The sequence below is a fragment of the Oribacterium sinus genome, assembly GCF_963537195.1.
Lineage (GTDB): Bacteria > Bacillota > Clostridia > Lachnospirales > Lachnospiraceae > Oribacterium > Oribacterium sinus_A.
The window spans coordinates 1-17,284 of the sequence record NZ_CAUTEG010000048.1 but is presented as its reverse complement, the minus strand read 5'-3'; the positions used below and the strand labels follow the sequence as shown (position 1 = coordinate 17,284).

Here is a 17,284-nt window from a genome sequence, read left to right as displayed (position 1 = left end):
GAGCTGGCGTATGGAAACCCTTCCCTTCCTTCCCAAGGAATTTCTTTATGAAGTAATTCCTTCTGTTAAAGAGCAATTTCAACAGGTTACAGGGCTGATGGAACGGGAAGATATCGGCTGCATTTATGTCTGTACCGACTCCGGACGGGAGGGAGAATACATTTACCGTTTGGTGGCTTCGTTTTGCAAGAATTTAAAGGCGGAGGAAAGGCGAGTTTGGATTGATTCTCAAACCAAGGAAGAGATTCTTCGGGGCATTCGGGAAGCAAAGTCGGAATCCGCCTATGATTCTTTAGCCAAAGCCGCCTATTTGCGAGCCAAGGAAGATTATCTTATGGGAATTAATTTTTCCAGAGTACTGACGCTTAGGTATGGCAGAGCTTTGGCAAAAAGCCTTGGCAAGGAAAAAAGCGCCCTGATTGCCGTGGGACGAGTAATGAGCTGCGTTTTGGCTATGATTGTCCAAAGAGAGTGGGAAATCCGCCGATTTCAAAAGACTGTCTTCTATAAACCTATGGGGGATTTTTCCCTGGAAGAGGGAGGAGAAGCCGGTCTTCTTTGCGAGTTTCGAAGCAGAGAGGAAAGTCCTTATTATAAAGAGAAGGATTTATACAAAAATATCGGCTTTCTGCAAAAGGAAAATGGAGAGGAATTTTTGGGGGTATTTTCCCCTCTACCTAGAGAGGGAAGAGTTACTGCTCTGGAGAAAAAGAAGGAAAGCAAAAATCCTCCTCTTTTATACAATCTGGCGGAACTTCAAAACGAATGCTCCAAGTCTTTAAAGATTAGTCCTGACGAGTGTTTAAAGCTTGTACAGGAACTTTATGAAAAGAAAATGTGTACCTATCCCCGTACGGATGCCAGAGTATTATCCACTGCAGTGGCCAAAGAAATCGGAAAAAACATTCAAGGACTTCTGTCTTTTTCCCCCTATGCAAAGTATGCCAAAGAGGTTCTTGCTATGGACAGTGTGAAATCCATTGCCCGTTCTCGCTACACAGACGACAAAAAAATTACGGATCACTATGCCATTATTCCCACGGGACAGGGAGCAGGACAATACAATTCCCTTTCCTATCAGGGAAAGAGAGTATTGGACTTTATTATTCGTCGTTTTCTATCCATCTTTTATCCTGCTGCCGAGTATAAAAAAATTGCTTTGGAAATAGAGGTTTTGGGAGAGTGTTTTACCGCCAACGAAAAAGTCTTGGTGAAGGAGGGCTACCTTTGTCTCTATCAAAAGAAAGAGAAGAATAAAGATGCATCAACCGGAGATCTTGCCGGAAAAGAAAACGGACAGGATTCAGAGGAAATGGATTCAGAAGAAGCCGTCACGGAAAATGGAAATCCCAAGCTTTCCGAACTGAAAAAGGGCGCCAAGCTTTATTTACAGGAACTCAAGCTAAAGGAGGGAGAAACCCAGCCTCCAAAACGTTATACCTCCGGAAGCATGATTCTGGCCATGGAAAATGCAGGAAAGTTGATAGAAGACGAGGAGCTACGTGCCCAGATAAAGGGCTCCGGTATAGGAACATCCGCCACCAGAGCCGGCATTTTAAGCAAGCTGGAAAAAAATGAATATATTCATTTGGAAAAAAAGAATCAGCAATTAAGCCCCAGCGAACTGGGAGAAAAGATTGTACAGATTCTCTCCAAATCCATACCGGCTTTATTGAATCCCACCCTTACCGCCTCCTGGGAGAAGGGGCTTTCCTATGTGGAGGGAGGAGAAATTTCGGAAGAAGAATATATGCGGAAGCTGGAAGCCTTTGTGGAGAAGAATACCAACAAGGTAAAGGGCTTATAAAGTATATTGCCTGGTTTCCAATAATTTAAAGTGTAAAGAGTTTATAGACGTATCGACTTGTGATTTTACGACAAAGAGAGGAGCAAAAATGAAAAAGAAGGACTTGGAATGTAAAGCTTTTTATTCATCTTTAAAGGAGTCTTACCAATCCCTTTTTGAAGGATGTCAATATCCCTGGGAGGCCTTGCCTAAGATAAAGGCATGGATTTCCGCTATGCAGGGTAAGCTTCCTTCCGGCTTTCAGGAGGTAAAAAAAGGAGTTTTTGTCCATGAGAGCGTAAAGCTTTATCCCAATGTCTATCTGGGGGAGAATATTCTTATTATGGCGAACTGTGAAGTTCGTCCGGGAGCCTTTTTACGGGAAAATGTATTTGCCGGAGAGGGCTGTGTCTTGGGAAATAGCTGTGAATTTAAAAATGCGGTACTTTTCCCCCATGTGCAAACTCCCCATTACAACTATGTGGGAGACTCCATTTTAGGAGAATACTCCCATCTGGGCGCAGGGGCATTAACCTCCAATGTAAAATCCGACAAGACCTTGGTGAAGATTTATGCGGAAGACGGAGAGATCGAAACAGGATTAAAGAAATTTGGAGCCATTGTGGGAGAACACGTGGAAGTAGGTTGTCAGTCCGTACTGAATCCGGGAACCATTCTTTGCTCTCATTCCAATATTTATCCCTTATCTCCTGTACGGGGTATTGTTCCTCCTCAACATATCTATAAAGATAAGAACAATATTGTAAAAAAAGAAGAGAGATAAAAGTAAAAACAGCAAAAAGCCACGCTTTATATGGGGCGATGTTTCAGAATAAACAGTGGGCTTATTTATTGGAATTATAAAAGAAACAGAAAAGACTTGAAAAAGAAAATACTCTGTACTATCGTCTTAACGGAGTAAGGATTACTTGTACCCTGGATTAGAACAATAGGAAAGGAAAAGCCATGAACGAATTTGGAGAGAATGTAATTATTTTAGACCATCCCTTAATCACCCACAAAATTTCTATTTTAAGAGATAAAAATACCGGAACCAATGAGTTTCGCCAGTTGGTGGAAGAGATTGCCATGCTGATGGGATTTGTGGCTTTGTCCGACCTTCCTATGACAAAAATGCCGGTGGAAACCCCTATCGAAAAGACAGAGACCTTGGTTATTGCCGGAAGAAAGCTGGCAATTGTTCCCATCTTAAGAGCGGGACTGGGAATGGTTTCCGGACTTACAGCCTTGGTTCCTTCCGCAAAGATTGGACATATCGGTCTGTATAGAGATGAAACAAGCCATAAGCCGGTGGAATATTTCTGTAAATTGCCAAACCCCATCGAAGAAAGAATTATTGTGGTTTGCGATCCCATGTTGGCTACCGGCGGCTCCGGAGTGGATGCTATCAGCCAGATTAAAAAGCACGGGGGAAAGAAGATTAAATTTGTTTGTATCATTGCCGCTCCTGAAGGGGTAAAGAAGCTGCATGAAGCCCACCCGGACGTGCAGATTTATGTAGGAAATCTGGACAGAGAGTTAAATGAAAATGCTTATATCTGTCCTGGCCTGGGAGATGCGGGAGACAGAATTTTCGGTACAAAATAAGGATAAGAGAAAATCTCAAGAGGCGGATTGTAAAAATCCAATCGAAAAATCCAATCGAATAAGCTAATCGAAAAATCTAATCGAATAAGCTGATCGAATAAGCGTATTGTATAGCGGATTTTAATGAGCTATAGAATTTTATAGGACTGGAAAATGGCATAAAAAAAGGAGAGATTTCTCTCTCCTTCATGCCGCCAGCCGGACTCGAACCGGCACGGTTTCCCGCTTGATTTTGAGTCAAGTGCGTCTGCCATTCCGCCACGGCGGCAAGAACAGAACCTAGGTTACCACTTTTTTCTTTTCTTTGCAAGTCCTTTATCAAGAAAATGGGAGAAAAATGAATTGTTTAGAGGCCAGAAAATATATTAATGATTTTATCCAGGGCAACTGGGAAGAGGAACAATGTGAGTCCTTTTTGGAGCATATGGAATCCTGCAAAGATTGCCGGGAAGAGCTTAGGATTACCCATATGATCTATGAGGGATTGCAGAGCTTGGAGGGAGAACAGGAAGAGCTGCAGCTGGAAAAATCCTATCAAAACTTAATAGAAGAAGCCAATTTTTTTATCTTCCAAAACCATTTTTTCAGGGGACTGAGAATTGTGGTACATTCCCTTCTTTTTTGGGCAGTTTTCTTTTCTGCCTGGTATAGTTTGTACGGATTTATAGGATAGGAGTAAGGCATTGAAAAGAGAGAAAATCTTATTAATTGATGGTCATAGTATATTAAGCAGAGCCTTCTATGGGGTTCCTTTTTTAAACAACAAAGAGGGAATTCCCACCAACGGAATCTATGGCTTTTTAAACATTTTGTTTAAAGAGATAGAGATTGAAGAGACAGAATATGTGGCTGTGGCCTTTGATGTTCCAAAGCCCACCTTTCGCCATAAGCTATTTCCGGAATATAAGGGTACCAGAAAGGGAATGCCGGAGGAACTGAAGGAACAGGTTCCTTTATTGCAGGAACTTTTGCGGAAAATGCATATGCCTCTCTTGATGATGGAGGGTTTTGAAGCGGATGACATTCTGGGAACCGTTGCAAAGCGAATGCAGGCAGAGGGGAAGGAAGTAGTGGTGGTTTCCGGAGACCGGGATCTGTTACAGCTCTCCGATGAACATATAAAAATCAGCATTCCCAAAACCTCCAAGGGAGAGACCAAGGTTTACTCCTATTATCCCAAGGATGTGGAGGAGGAATGGGGGGTAAGTCCTATAGAGTTTATTGATTTAAAGGCTCTCATGGGAGACAGCTCCGACAATATACCGGGAGTTCCGGGAATGGGAGAAAAAACTGCTACATGGATTATTCAAAAGTATAAAAGTATCGAGGAAGCCTATGCCCATGCAGAGGATTCTGAATTTAAAGTGCCCAGAAAACCAAGTGCCGGAAAGGACCTTAAGGAGCATTTTGAACTGGCGAAGCTCTCCAAGGAGCTTGCCACCATCAATATTCATGTGCCTATTAGCTTAAATTTTTCCGATTGTAAGTGGGAAAACTATGCTAATTCCGAAAGTAAGGAATTGATTCGAAAGTGGGAATTCCGTTCCCTTTATTCCCGTTTTGAAGAGGCGGAGAGTACAGCGGAGAAAAAACTTAGTCTTCCTGCATGGAAGGATGTGGAGGATCCTTATCTTGCCAAAATCGCCTTTAAGGATGCAAAAAAACAAAAATCGGCCGGAATTTTTCTGCAAGCAGATCCATCCGATGGGGGAAAGCTGTATGTTTATCTCTGTCTTTCCGACACAAGACTCTATCGTATCCCTCTGTCCCTTTGCGAAGAGGAGCTAACAGAGCTTCTGAAGGAGGGAGAATATTTCACCCTGCAGTTAAAGGATCAGTACCATCTTTGGGAGGAGCTTTTAGAGGGTGAAATTCATGATTTATCTCTAGGGGCTTACCTTTTGAACCCTTTAAAGGATTCCTATGCCTATGATGACTTGGCCAGAGATTATATGGACCTTGTACTGCCGGGAAAGAAGGAGCTTCAAAATACCGCTGAGGAGGGGCTATATTCCGCCTTTGTTTCTTGGCAGGCTAAAAATAGAATTTTTCAGGAGCTGAAGGATACAGAGCAGTGGGAATTGTATCGGGATGTGGAGGAGCCTTTGGTGCCTGTTCTTTACCGTATGGAGAAGGCGGGAATTTTAGTAGATAAGGAGGCTCTTCTATCCTACGGAGAAGAGCTTAAGAAGAATATTGCCATGCTGCAGGAAGAAATCTATTCTATGGCCGGGGAAGAATTTAATATTAATTCTCCTCAACAGCTGGGGGGAATCCTTTTTGAGAAAATGCAGCTTCCCGGAGGAAAGAAGACAAAGACCGGCTATTCCACCGCGGTGGATGTTTTAGAAAAATTACAGGAAGACTATCCTATTGTAGGGAAAATCTTAGAATATAGAACCTATTCCAAGCTAAACTCCACCTATGCGGAAGGATTAAGCAATTATGTGGGAGAGGACCAAAGAATTCACGGAAGCTTCCAGCAGATGGTAACAGCCACAGGAAGGCTTTCCTCTACTGAACCGAATTTACAGAACATTCCGATTCGTACGGAGATGGGAAGGGTATTTCGTTCCGTTTTTATTCCTAAGGAGGGATCTGTTTTTCTGGATGCGGACTATTCCCAGGTAGAGCTTAGACTTTTAGCTTCTCTGTCCAAGGATGAAAAACTGATTGAAGCCTACAGGAAGGATGCGGATATTCATAGAGTAACCGCCTCCGAAGTGTTCCACGTGCCTTTGGAAGAGGTAACGCCGGAGCTTAGAAGAAATGCCAAGGCGGTGAACTTCGGTATTGTCTATGGCATTTCCGCCTTCGGGCTTTCCGAAGGCTTAAGCATCTCCCGGCAGGAGGCCAAGGAGTATATTGAGCGATATTTTACAAGCTATCCCAAAGTTAAGGAATATTTAGACGGAGAAGTAGTCTTTGCCAGAGAACATTCCTTTGTAAAGACCCTTTTTGGCAGACGCAGACCTCTACCGGAGATTCATGCCTCCAACTTTATGAGAAGAAGCTTTAGTGAGCGTGTAGCCATGAACGCTCCTATTCAGGGAACTGCTGCTGATGTTATTAAAAAAGCTATGGTAATGGTAGATCGGAAACTGGCGGAAAAGAACTGTCAAAGCCGTATTGTTCTTCAAATCCATGATGAGCTCTTATTGGAGGTTGTAAAGGAGGAGCTGGAGACCGTAAAGGATATTCTGGTTTCCGCTATGGAACATGTAGTTTCTTTGCCGGTTCCCTTGATTGTAGAGGCTACTGTAGGAAATAACTGGGATGAGGCGCATTAAATGGAAATCGAAAAGAAGGATTTAATGCCCCTTAGCTTTTTGAAAAAGGAAAGATATACTGCTTCCTTTCAGGGAATGCGGTATTTTATGGAAAAAAAGGAAGAAGAAGGGGAGAATCATTTGTTGGTAGCCTGCTGGCCGGAGCCCTTTGCCTTTGCTTATACGAAAGAAGAGGAGAAAAGCTATAAAAGCTTTCCCTTTACGGAGGAAGGCTTGGAAGATGCCAGGGCTTATTTAATGGAAGAATGGGAAAGGCGGAAAGGGTGAAGAAGGAAATCATTGGGGTAATCGGAGGGATTGCCAGCGGAAAATCCACCGTACTTTCCATCCTCCAAGGGGACTTTTCCTATCATATTTTGCGAATGGACGAGTTGGCTAAAGCACTATATCAAGAAGAAGCTGTTTTAAGAGAAATAAAAAAGCTTTTGCCCGCTTCGGTATTTACAAAGGAGGGAGCTTTATCCTTTTCAAGACTTAGAACTCTTTTGTTTACTGAGCCGGAGAGAAAGAAGCATTTGGAAGAACTGATTCATCCTTTGGTTTTTCAAGAAGTATCTAAAGAAATAGAGCGGGTAAGATTGCTGGGAGAAAAGCTTGCAGTGGAGACGGCTTTGCCCAATCAGAATTTTCTTTCTCAATGTGACCTGATTTTTTATCTGGATGCATCGGAGGAAACACGTTGTAAACGGCTAATAGAAAGTCGGGGACTGGAGAAAGAAGAAGCCTTTCAGATTATTCACAGCCAAAGCGTTGAGCGCTTTAAAGAGCAGGCACAACTAGTAATTAATACGGAAGAAAGTATAGAAAGAGTAAGAGATGAGATTTGCCAGTATTTCCAGCGGCTCTAGCGGAAATGTAAGTTTTGTTTCCTCCGGAGCCCACCATATCCTTTTGGATGCGGGGGTAGGAATCCGGAGTATAGAGTCGGCATTAAGAGGCCTGGATATATCCTGTAAAGATATTGAGGGAATCTGTGTCACCCATGAACATATCGATCATATTAAGGCCATAGGAAGCCTTTGCAGAAAATACACTATCCCCGTTTATGCCACCCTGGGAACATTACAGGGAATTTTACTTTGTGATGCCATGAAGGAGTTTCCCAAGGATCTTTTACGACCTATTCTAAAGGATGAAAGCTTTCAAATCGGAGATCTTTCCGTCTTACCATTCAGTGTTTCTCATGATACCAGAGATCCTGTGGCTTATCGGGTGAGCTGTGGAGAAAAATCTGTGGCGGTGGTTACGGATTTAGGTTGTTATGATGAGTACACAATCTCTCATTTACAAAAGCTGGATGTTCTGCTTCTGGAGGCCAATCATGATGTTACTATGGTGGAAAAAGGACCCTATCCTATGGCATTAAAAAGAAGAATTCTATCCAATGTAGGCCACCTTTCCAATCTTCATAGTGGAGAGTTGTTAAAGGAATTGGTACATCCCGACTTAAAAAAAGTATTTCTTGGGCATCTCAGTGCGGAAAACAATGATCCGGACCTGGCTTTGGCTACCGTGAAAAAAGAGGTAAAGGAGCCGGATTTGGAGATAGCTTTGGCAAAACGTTCCGCTTTATCGGATTGTGTGGAGTGGTAATCATGATCAATGGGAAAAAGGTAGCCGGTGTAGTCAGTGAGTTTAACCCCTTTCATAAGGGACATGAATACTTACTCCAAGGGATTCGTCAGGATTTTCATGCGGAGTATATTGTAACGGTAATGTCGGGAGACTTTGTACAAAGGGGAGAACCTGCTTTTTTTTCAAAATTCGAAAGGGCGGAGAAGGCGGTAAACAAGGGAATAGACCTTGTTATCCAACTGCCGGTTCTTTATTCCCTGGCCTCCAGTGAATATTTTGCTTACGGAGCCATTAAGATTTTGGAAGAGCTTTCCTTTGTGGATATATTGGTTTTCGGCTCGGAATCCTACGATTTAAATAGGCTTAGAAGCCTTGCTAGGTTTTTTCTTCGAGAGAAAGAGGGGCAGGAAAAGGAATATCAAAAACAATTAAAGGAATTTATGGCAAAGGGAAATTCTTATCCCAGGGCGAGAGAAATAGCTTTGGAAGCTTTTTTTACGGGGGGAATTTTGGCCAATGACGGTTTGGGAATTTCCTACTTAATGGCTTTAGAGAGACTTCATTCTTCTATGGATGTGGGAATCATTCGGAGAAACTTGCACCTTGCTTCCGCCCACAGTATCCGAAAGGATATTCGGGAAAGCTGCGGAAAGGATTGTGATCACCGTTGCTATACAGAAGCGGAGAAACTCTATCCTTTTCTTCGTTATCGTTTAATGGAATTAAAAAGAGATAAGATTGCTTTGGATTCTTTTTGGGATGTATCTTCTGATCTGGCAAATAGAATAGAAGCTTCTTTTGCGAAAAAACTTTCTTTTACTCAGTGGATTCAATATCTTAAAGGGAAAAATTATACTTATAGCAGAGTAAGCAGGTCTCTACTCCATATTCTTTTGGATATAAGAGAAGAGGAGGCAAGGGAAGAATTGGATAAAGTCTCTCCCTATTACAGAATTTTAGCCGCAAGCAGCTTAGGGAGGGATTTGCTGTCTCACCTTCCTCCAAACAGCATTTTTCGATTAGGAAATGCTCTGAAGGAGCATCCTGAATGGGAAAATATAAGGCTGATGAAGTGGGATTTATTTGCGGGACAATTATTTCAGGAAATCTACCTGACAGGAAGAGAAGAACGACGTGAAAAGTTCATAAAATTGTGATAGTATAAAGACAAGAAGGAGGTAGTAAGAATGAAGCTGGTTTATGCCATAATACGGAATGATAATGAAGATGATGTAACTTCCGCTTTAATGCAGGAAGGCTTTACGGTAACCAGGCTATCTACGACTGGTGGCTTTTTAAGAAAGGGAAGTACTACTTTAATGATTGCCCTTCAGGACGAACAGCTGGAGCAGTGTATTGATATCATTAAACAGCAAAGTGGAAGTCGTCAGGAAATCACTGTAAACATGCCCTATGTTTCCGGTTCCAGACTGATGAATTACACCACCATGCCCATGAATGTGGAGATTGGCGGGGCAACCATTATGGTTGTTCCTTTGGAACGTTTCGAAAAATACTAAAATATGTTTAATTAAAAGGGAAGGATATTGGATATAGTATACAAAAATATGCAATGTTCTTTAGAACTTCCCTTTTTTACTCTCTCTTCCTTTGCTATAATGGCAAGGAAGAGTTTTATCATGTCAGAAAAAGGAGAGAATATGTCATTTATTGAGGATGTAAAAGCAAAAGCAAAGGCAAAGCAGAAGACCATCGTATTACCGGAATCTGAAGACAAGAGAGTTCTTCAGGCGGCAGAACAGATTCAGAAAGAGGGATTTTCCCGCTTGATTCTTCTTGGAGAGAAGGAGCAGGTGGAGAAGGATGCCAAAGCCTGGGGAGTAGACCTTTCCGGTATTGAAATTGTGAACCCGAAGACTTATGCCAAGTTAGACGAATATGTTTCTACCCTGGTAGAACTTAGAAAGTCAAAGGGGATGACGGAAGAAGAGGCAAGAAAGCTGCTGACAGAAAGCAACACCTATTTTGGTGTTATGATGGTTAAGAAGGGAGAGGCTGACGGTTTAGTTTCCGGAGCGAACCACTCTACCGCGGATACCCTCCGTCCATCTCTTCAGATTTTAAAGACAAAGCCGGGCACAAAGCTTGTTTCCGCTTTCTTTGTTATGGTTGTTCCTGATTGTGAATACGGAGAGAAGGGAACCTTTGTCTTCTCTGATTGCGGTTTAAATCAAAACCCGACTTCTGAAGAGCTGGCAGCAATTGCAGAGTCTTCCGCAGAGTCCTTCCGTTTCTTGGTAGGGGCTGAGCCTAAGGTGGCTATGCTGTCTTACTCCACCATGGGATCTGCAAAGCATGAAGAGGTTACCAAGGTACAGGATGCTACCAAGATTGTGAAAGAGAATAATCCGAATCTTTTAGTGGATGGAGAATTACAGTTGGATGCCGCTTTGGTTGAATCCGTAGCTAACTTAAAAGCTCCCGGCTCCAAGGTAGCAGGTCATGCCAATACCTTGATTTTCCCGGATTTAGATGCAGGAAACATCGGCTATAAGCTTGTGCAGAGATTGGCAAAGGCTGAAGCTTATGGACCTATGACTCAGGGTATTGCAAGACCGGTTAATGACTTATCCCGTGGATGTAATGTTGCCGATATTGTAGGTGTTGTTGCGATTACTGCAGTGCAGTGTCAACTTTACGATAATAACTAATTATTGGGAGGAACTATGAAAATTTTAGTAATTAACTGTGGATCATCTTCTTTGAAGTATCAGCTTATTGATATGGAGGGAGAGACCGTAATGGCCAAGGGACTTTGCGAAAGAATCGGTATTCCCGGTTCCAGATTAAAGCACGAGGTTCCCGGAAAAGAAGATTATGTGGTTGAAACAGATCTTCCGGACCATTCTGTGGCAGTGAAGCTGGTTTTTGATGCACTGACAGGAGAGTATGGTGTGGTTAAGTCCGTTGATGAAATCGGTGCAATCGGACATCGTGTACTGCATGGCTCCAATCGTTTCACGGAAAGTATTATTGTAAATGATGAAGTAAAGAAAGTTATCCGGGAGTGCTTTGACTTAGGCCCATTACATAACCCGGCAAACTTAATGGGAATTGAGGCTTGTGAAAAAGTTGTTCCCGGTAAGAAGAATGTAGCGGTTTTCGATACTACCTTCGGTATGACCCTTCCGGAGAAGGCATATTACTATGCTATTCCTAAGGAATACTATGATAAGTACGCGATTCGTCGTTACGGCTTCCATGGTACCAGCCATGCCTACGTTTCTCAGGAAACCATTCGTTTCGGCGGTTTGGATCCGGAGAAGGCAAAGGTTATCGTATGTCATTTAGGTAACGGTGCTTCCATCTCCGCATCTATCGGCGGCAAGGCTGTAGATACTTCCATGGGACTTACCCCGTTGGAAGGTCTGATTATGGGTACCCGTTCCGGAGATATCGATGGAGGAGTAATCCAGTTTATTGCCAACCACGAGAATAAAACTGTTGATGAAGTTTTAAATATTTTGAATAAGAAGTCCGGTGTATTGGGAATGACCGGTATTTCTTCCGATTTCCGTGACATTGAGAATGCCGCTGAAGAAGGAAATCACATGGCAAAAGTAGCTCTTGATGCATTTCGTTACAGAGTTGCCAAGTATATCGGTTCTTATGTAGCAGCTATGAACGGTGTGGATGCCATTTCCTTTACAGCAGGTGTGGGAGAGAATGATAAGGTAACAAGACAGATTGTTATTGATGAGTATTTCTCTTATCTTGGTGCTAAGATTGATCCGGAAAGAAACAATGTTCGCGGAAAAGAGCGTTTAATTTCCACTGATGATTCCAAGGTTAAGATTTTCTTGATTCCTACCAATGAAGAATTGGCTATCGCAAGAGATACAAAGCGTTTGATTGAAGCTTAAATTAGGCATATTTTTTTCGCTTTCCTTTAGATTTTGCTTGCATTTTACTGAAAACTAGTGTATCTTTACACGAGTGTGTTTTTCTAATGTAAAGCATAGCCCAAATTCACCGATTCAAACTCGGTTAAGACAGGAGGTGTAAATATGTCTATTTGTCCAAAGAATAAATCATCCAAAGCCCGCAGAGATAGCAGAAGAGCAAATTGGAAGATGGGTGCAACAAACCTTGTAAAGTGCTCTAAGTGTGGTGCATTGGTTATGCCTCACAGAGTTTGTAAGGCTTGTGGTTCTTATAATAAGCGCGAGATTATTACTGTAGAGGACTAAGAATTAAAGGGAGCTTCATAAGAAGCTCCTTTTCTTATGGCTTACAGTTATGTAACAACTGAATTTATGGTACTTTCGTATAGAAATAGTAGAATGGTTAGAGCTCTCTTTTCTGTTTTTAGGGAAAAACAAAAATAATTCCTAAAATTACTAGACTTGTGCACAATCTAATGATAAACTACCCTTCGAGCGTAAGCTTAACACTTAAGTTTAAAGAAAAAGGAGAGAATATCATGAAGAAATATGTATGTACAGTATGTGGTTATATCTATGATCCTGAAGTAGGAGAGGAAAGTGCAAATGTTGCAGCAGGAACAGCTTGGGAAGATGTTCCTGAAGATTTTCTTTGCCCCTTATGCGGTGTAGGAAAGGATCAGTTCGAGCCATCAGAGGAGTAAAAGATGTATTCATGCAGAAAACTTAGAGATGATTTAGTATATGTTGGAGTAGAAGATAGAAGACTGCACCTGTTTGAGAATTTGTTTCCTTTGGACAGAGGCGTAAGCTATAATTCCTATCTTTTACTGGATGAAAAGACCGTTTTGTTGGATACCTGCGACCAAACAGTTTCTCGCCATTTTATTGAGAATATAGAGTTTGCCCTTGCGGGAAAGACCTTGGATTATCTGGTAATTAATCATATGGAGCCGGACCATTGCGGGAGCATTCAGGACTTGTACGAAAAATATCCAAAGCTTTCCATTATTTCCAATGCTAAAACTTTTCAGATGCTGGATCAGTTTTATCAGATGACTATTCCTGCAGACAGAAAGGTGGAAGTGAAGGAAGGCGATGAGTTTTCTGTAGGAAGACATACCCTTAAGTTTGTCTTTGCACCTATGGTACACTGGCCTGAGGTTATGTTTACCTATGATATGACGGACAAGACCTTATTCTCTGCGGACGCCTTTGGCGTTTTCGGTTGCAACAACGGCAATATCCTTGCCCACGAGCAAAGATATAAGGATAAGGATTTTCTGGATGATGCCAGACGTTATTATTCCAATATTGTAGGAAAGTACGGCCCTCAAACCCAGGCGGCTTTAAAAAAGGCCTTAAGTCTGGAAGTAGAGATGCTTTGTCCTTTACATGGACCGATTTGGACGGAAGACCTTTCTTTTATCATTGATAAATATGACAAATGGTCCCGTTATCTTCCGGAAGAGAAGGCCGTTGTGATTCTGTATAATTCCGTTTATGGTAATACAGAAACCGTCGTAGACCATTTTGCATTAGAGCTTGGTATTCGTGGAGTTAAGAACATCAAAGCCTACGATGTATCCAAGACGGATGTATCCTATTGCATTGCAGAATGTTTCCGTGCCAGTCATCTGGTATTTGCGGGAACAACCTATAACAATAACCTTTTTCCGAAGATGGAAAATCTCATTACCGACATGAAGAATCTGAATGTGCAGAATCGAAAGATTGCTATTTTAGAAAATGGAAGCTGGGCTCCTCAAAGCGGTAAGCTGATGAAGAAAGCCTTTGATGAGATGAAAAATATGAGCTATATCGGCGACATTCTTACGGTAAAGTCCGCATCCGTGGATCGCAGCGCTTTAGAGAAATTGGCCGATGAGGTAGCTGATTCCGTATTAGGAAAAGAATAAAGCTTGAACAATACCGAGTTTTCTGATGAAGTGAAAAGCCGGGAATATCTCGTATTTTCGGAGTGTACTCATTAAGCTTTAAAAGAAAAAAGGGCAGTAAAAGTCAAAAAAATAAATTTTCGGCAATATAGGTCTGAATATGAGGCAGTCTGAGCCCGTCGGTACTTGCGAAAAACAAGAGAAACGCAGTTTTTCGCTTAGTATCCGCTACGTGGCGAAGCTAGCGAGAGCGTGCCTCGTTTCAGACCTGTATTGTTTAGAAAATTTATTATGATTTTACAGCCCTTTTTTGCATTTAACGAATATTTTTACGAGAATTTCAGGCTTATCCGGTAGCGGAAAAATCATCCAATCCCAATTTTTCTTGTAATATAGGGGTAAAGTGTTATAATTATCCTGTATTTTAGGCAAAAAGTGGGAGGATTATGAGAAAATATATTTCTTTTCTTTTCCTTTTTCTTCTTACCCTCAGCTTACTAAGTTCCTGTAAGACTCCGGAGCCTTTACAGTACAATGTAAACAAAACCCCGGAGCTGAAACAGTACGAATCTGAATTACAAGCGGAATCTTTGTATGAAGAATCCCTGGCTCGGGAAAGCTTGTTGGCTAAGGAAAAGGCGGAAGAGGAGGAGAAAGCAAAAGAAGCCTTGATTTGGAAGAAAAAAGATATTCAGAAGGACAGGGTTAAGGTTAAGGGGATCTATATTACGGACCTTACTGCCGGCTCTCCGAAAATGGAGGATATCTTATCGAAAATGAAGGATACGGAGCTGAATGCTTTAGTCGTTGATATTAAAAATGATAACGGACAAATCATATATCAGATGAACAATGGCGGACAGCAGGAGTTCTACAATACGACGAATATCGTCAAAGACTTACCGGCATTAGTAAAAAAATGCCATGAACAGGGACTGTATTTAATTGCCCGTTTGGTTTGTTTTCGCGACCCTGCCATGGGAGAAGTTCATCCGGAATGGATGAATCAGAAGGCGGATGGAAGCTTATTTAAAGACAATAGCGGGATGACCTGGATTAATCCTTATAAAAAAGATTATTGGAATTATATTGCTTCTGTGGCGGAACGTTGTGCTGATGACGGATTTGATGAAATTCAGTTGGATTACGTTCGATTTTGTACAGAGAAGGGTATGAAGGAAGTACAGTACCCGGAAGAATCAGAGATTAATAAAACCCAGATCATTACAGAATTTGTACAGTATATGTCAGATCGTTTAGCGGAGAAACAAGTCTTTTTTTCTACGGATGTTTTTGGAACCATTATCGGTTCCTATGTGGACAGTACCGCTGTAGGACAGGATTATTCGGATATGGCCGCTTCCGTGGATTATATGTGTCCTATGATTTATCCCTCTCACTATGGAGACGGAAATTTCGGTATAGAACATCCGGATACAGATCCCTACAAAACGATTTACTCTGCTTTAAAGTCGTCTCAGAAGGAACTGGCTTTGGCGAAAAGCGGAGACAGTTATCAGGCAATGGTTCGTCCCTGGTTACAGGGCTTTACCGCATCCTATCTACAGCATTATATTCCTTATGAAAAGGAACAATTCCGGGCACAAATTCAGGCTGTATATGATAGCGGATATGATGAATGGCTGTTTTGGAATGCGGGAAGTAATTATGATTTTTCCTATTTCTATACCAAGGAAGAGGGGGCATCGATACAATCCGCAGCTAAGACGAATCAGGAAGGAAATAATGGATAAGAAAAACTTTGATAAAGAGTTTATTATTGAAGAAGAGTTGAAAAAACTCCCGGCAATGCCGGGAGTTTATTTAATGCATGGCGATATGGATGAAGTGATCTACGTTGGAAAAGCGAAGATTCTGAAAAACAGAGTCAAACAATATTTTCAAAAATCCACGAAAAAATCCGTGAAAATTCAACAGATGGTCGCCCAAATCCGACGCTTTGAATATATTGTTGTGGATTCAGAGATAGAGGCTTTGGTGCTGGAATCCAATCTGATTAAAGAATTTAAGCCTCGTTATAACACTCTGCTAAAGGATGATAAGGCCTACCCTTATATTCGCTTAAGCGTGGAAGAGGCCTATCCCAGACTTTTTGCTTCCCGAAATAAGAAGATCAAGAGCTCTAAATATTACGGCCCCTATGCTTCCATGGAACGGGTCAATGAGGTGATTGAATTACTCAGAAAAACCATGCATATTCGAAATTGTAATAAAGTATTTTCGGAGGATAATCCTTTAGCCCGCCCCTGCATTTACTATGATATGGGACAATGCCTGGGACCTTGTGTTTTAAAGCAGACCAAGGAGGAATATAGAGCCTCCATCCCGAAGCTTACAGAGTTTTTATCCGGAAAAACCGAAGCAACCCTTAATGAATTGGAAGAGAAGATGTTGGAAGCATCCGAGCGTTTGGACTTTGAAAAAGCTATGGAATTTCGAGATTTGATTCAGGCAATTCAAAGTTTACAAAACAAACAAAAGATTACTGCTTTGGACGGTGAGGACAGGGACATTATAGGATTACGAAGAGACCACAGTGACTGTATCGTGCAGATTTTCTTCGTTCGTGACGGAAAAATTATCGGCAGAGATCACCAGTTTTTGCGAATCGACGAAGAACAAAGTGATGGAGAAATCTTAGTCAGCTTTTTACAACAGTTTTATAACGGTACACCTTTTATTCCGAAGGAAATCCATTTACCCGTTGAGCTTCCGGATCAAAAGATTTTGGAAGAATGGTTAAGCTATGTGAAGGGAAAGAAGGTTTATATTCTGGTTCCCAAGCAAGGAGATAAAGAGAAGCTGGTGGAGCTGGCAGGAAAGAATGCAGGCATTTTGATGCTTCGCTATGTAGAAAAATACAGAATGGAGGAAAAGAAGCGAAAAGAAGCTTTGGAGGAACTGAAAAATGCCTGTGGGCTTCCGGGTATTCCTAAAAGAATCGAATCCTATGATATTTCCAATACCTCCGGTGCTCTAACGGTAGGCTCCATGGTGGTTTATCAGGAAGGAAAAGAAAAACCCAACGAATATAGAAAATTTAGAATACAAAGTATAGTAGGACAGGATGATTACGGAGCGATGAAGGAGATGCTCACTCGCCGCTTTTCTCCCGGCTTAAAGGAACAGGAGGGACATAAGGCCGGTGGAAAAGAAAATCATCTGGGGCGTTTTTCGCAATTTCCCGATTTGATTTTAATG

General features: G+C 41.8%; 17 protein-coding genes and 1 tRNA gene. 17 read left to right on the top strand and 1 reads right to left on the bottom strand.

Annotated features, from left to right (window positions below; all coding sequences use genetic code 11):
- The 3 genes from RYL27_RS06835 to upp form a co-directional block, all read left to right on the top strand.
- Positions 1 to 1,807: DNA topoisomerase (locus tag RYL27_RS06835; protein WP_314966114.1), on the top strand; the 1,807-nt coding region annotated here is incomplete at its 5' end.
- A gap of 88 nt (positions 1,808 to 1,895) precedes the next feature.
- Positions 1,896 to 2,570, top strand: a complete 675-nt coding sequence (locus tag RYL27_RS06830) for a UDP-N-acetylglucosamine pyrophosphorylase (RefSeq protein WP_314966112.1) — start codon at positions 1,896 to 1,898, stop codon at positions 2,568 to 2,570.
- A gap of 182 nt (positions 2,571 to 2,752) precedes the next feature.
- Positions 2,753 to 3,394, top strand: a complete 642-nt coding sequence (upp, locus tag RYL27_RS06825; protein ID WP_314966110.1) for a uracil phosphoribosyltransferase — start codon at positions 2,753 to 2,755, stop codon at positions 3,392 to 3,394.
- Positions 3,395 to 3,583: 189 nt separating this feature from the next.
- Here the strand turns inward: upp and RYL27_RS06820 are convergent.
- Positions 3,584 to 3,662 (bottom strand) — tRNA-Leu (locus RYL27_RS06820).
- Positions 3,663 to 3,731: 69 nt separating this feature from the next.
- Here RYL27_RS06820 and RYL27_RS06815 point away from each other — a divergent pair.
- From RYL27_RS06815 to uvrC, 14 genes are all read left to right on the top strand, one after another.
- Entirely contained in the window at positions 3,732 to 4,067 is a 336-nt protein-coding gene (locus tag RYL27_RS06815; protein ID WP_007156050.1) for a zf-HC2 domain-containing protein, read from the top strand.
- Between the two features lie 10 nt (positions 4,068 to 4,077).
- Positions 4,078 to 6,684: a DNA polymerase I gene (polA, locus tag RYL27_RS06810; protein ID WP_314966109.1), complete on the top strand. Its 2,607-nt coding sequence runs from the start codon at positions 4,078 to 4,080 to the stop codon at positions 6,682 to 6,684.
- Positions 6,685 to 6,951, top strand: coding sequence for a hypothetical protein (locus RYL27_RS06805; protein ID WP_007156052.1), 267 nt, complete (start codon positions 6,685 to 6,687; stop codon positions 6,949 to 6,951).
- On the top strand, positions 6,948 to 7,532 hold the full coding sequence (gene coaE / locus RYL27_RS06800) for a dephospho-CoA kinase (protein WP_314966106.1): 585 nt from the start codon (positions 6,948 to 6,950) through the stop codon (positions 7,530 to 7,532). Before RYL27_RS06805 ends, coaE begins: the two co-directional genes overlap by 4 nt.
- On the top strand, positions 7,501 to 8,277 hold the full coding sequence (locus tag RYL27_RS06795) for an MBL fold metallo-hydrolase (RefSeq protein WP_007156054.1): 777 nt from the start codon (positions 7,501 to 7,503) through the stop codon (positions 8,275 to 8,277). Before coaE ends, RYL27_RS06795 begins: the two co-directional genes overlap by 32 nt.
- A 2-nt stretch (positions 8,278 to 8,279) precedes the next feature.
- Complete coding sequence (locus RYL27_RS06790) at positions 8,280 to 9,416, top strand: nucleotidyltransferase family protein (protein WP_314966105.1); 1,137 nt, start codon at positions 8,280 to 8,282, stop codon at positions 9,414 to 9,416.
- Between the two features lie 30 nt (positions 9,417 to 9,446).
- The gene (locus tag RYL27_RS06785; protein WP_314966103.1) at positions 9,447 to 9,779 is read left to right on the top strand and encodes a cyclic-di-AMP receptor; all 333 of its coding nucleotides are present in this window, start codon (positions 9,447 to 9,449) and stop codon (positions 9,777 to 9,779) included.
- Positions 9,780 to 9,920: 141 nt separating this feature from the next.
- On the top strand, positions 9,921 to 10,931 hold the full coding sequence (pta, locus tag RYL27_RS06780) for a phosphate acetyltransferase (RefSeq protein WP_304072812.1): 1,011 nt from the start codon (positions 9,921 to 9,923) through the stop codon (positions 10,929 to 10,931).
- Positions 10,932 to 10,946: 15 nt separating this feature from the next.
- On the top strand, positions 10,947 to 12,143 hold the full coding sequence (locus RYL27_RS06775) for an acetate kinase (RefSeq protein ID WP_183684053.1): 1,197 nt from the start codon (positions 10,947 to 10,949) through the stop codon (positions 12,141 to 12,143).
- A 144-nt stretch (positions 12,144 to 12,287) separates the two neighbouring features.
- On the top strand, positions 12,288 to 12,470 hold the full coding sequence (rpmF, locus tag RYL27_RS06770; protein WP_007156060.1) for a 50S ribosomal protein L32: 183 nt from the start codon (positions 12,288 to 12,290) through the stop codon (positions 12,468 to 12,470).
- 233 nt (positions 12,471 to 12,703) lie between these two features.
- The gene (rd, locus tag RYL27_RS06765; protein ID WP_183684051.1) at positions 12,704 to 12,868 is read left to right on the top strand and encodes a rubredoxin; all 165 of its coding nucleotides are present in this window, start codon (positions 12,704 to 12,706) and stop codon (positions 12,866 to 12,868) included.
- A gap of 3 nt (positions 12,869 to 12,871) precedes the next feature.
- Positions 12,872 to 14,083, top strand: coding sequence for an FprA family A-type flavoprotein (locus RYL27_RS06760; RefSeq protein WP_308580493.1), 1,212 nt, complete (start codon positions 12,872 to 12,874; stop codon positions 14,081 to 14,083).
- A 425-nt stretch (positions 14,084 to 14,508) separates the two neighbouring features.
- Entirely contained in the window at positions 14,509 to 15,816 is a 1,308-nt protein-coding gene (locus RYL27_RS06755; protein WP_314966100.1) for a putative glycoside hydrolase, read from the top strand.
- A partial coding sequence (gene uvrC / locus RYL27_RS06750; RefSeq protein WP_314966099.1) for an excinuclease ABC subunit UvrC occupies positions 15,809 to 17,284 on the top strand: 1,476 nt, incomplete at its 3' end. The genes RYL27_RS06755 and uvrC, both read left to right, overlap by 8 nt.

What these genes read in the sequence shown, in the direction of transcription:
- pta (WP_304072812.1), top strand. Translation starts at nt 9,921, where the DNA reads ATGTCATTTATTGAGGATGTAAAAGCAAAAGCAAAGGCAAAGCAGAAG.
- RYL27_RS06760 (WP_308580493.1), top strand. Translation starts at nt 12,872, where the DNA reads ATGTATTCATGCAGAAAACTTAGAGATGATTTAGTATATGTTGGAGTA.
- RYL27_RS06775 (WP_183684053.1), top strand. Translation starts at nt 10,947, where the DNA reads ATGAAAATTTTAGTAATTAACTGTGGATCATCTTCTTTGAAGTATCAG.
- rpmF (WP_007156060.1), top strand. Translation starts at nt 12,288, where the DNA reads ATGTCTATTTGTCCAAAGAATAAATCATCCAAAGCCCGCAGAGATAGC.
- RYL27_RS06815 (WP_007156050.1), top strand. Translation starts at nt 3,732, where the DNA reads ATGAATTGTTTAGAGGCCAGAAAATATATTAATGATTTTATCCAGGGC.
- RYL27_RS06830 (WP_314966112.1), top strand. Translation starts at nt 1,896, where the DNA reads ATGAAAAAGAAGGACTTGGAATGTAAAGCTTTTTATTCATCTTTAAAG.
- RYL27_RS06790 (WP_314966105.1), top strand. Translation starts at nt 8,280, where the DNA reads ATGATCAATGGGAAAAAGGTAGCCGGTGTAGTCAGTGAGTTTAACCCC.
- RYL27_RS06805 (WP_007156052.1), top strand. Translation starts at nt 6,685, where the DNA reads ATGGAAATCGAAAAGAAGGATTTAATGCCCCTTAGCTTTTTGAAAAAG.
- rd (WP_183684051.1), top strand. Translation starts at nt 12,704, where the DNA reads ATGAAGAAATATGTATGTACAGTATGTGGTTATATCTATGATCCTGAA.
- RYL27_RS06795 (WP_007156054.1), top strand. Translation starts at nt 7,501, where the DNA reads ATGAGATTTGCCAGTATTTCCAGCGGCTCTAGCGGAAATGTAAGTTTT.
- RYL27_RS06755 (WP_314966100.1), top strand. Translation starts at nt 14,509, where the DNA reads ATGAGAAAATATATTTCTTTTCTTTTCCTTTTTCTTCTTACCCTCAGC.
- upp (WP_314966110.1), top strand. Translation starts at nt 2,753, where the DNA reads ATGAACGAATTTGGAGAGAATGTAATTATTTTAGACCATCCCTTAATC.
- RYL27_RS06785 (WP_314966103.1), top strand. Translation starts at nt 9,447, where the DNA reads ATGAAGCTGGTTTATGCCATAATACGGAATGATAATGAAGATGATGTA.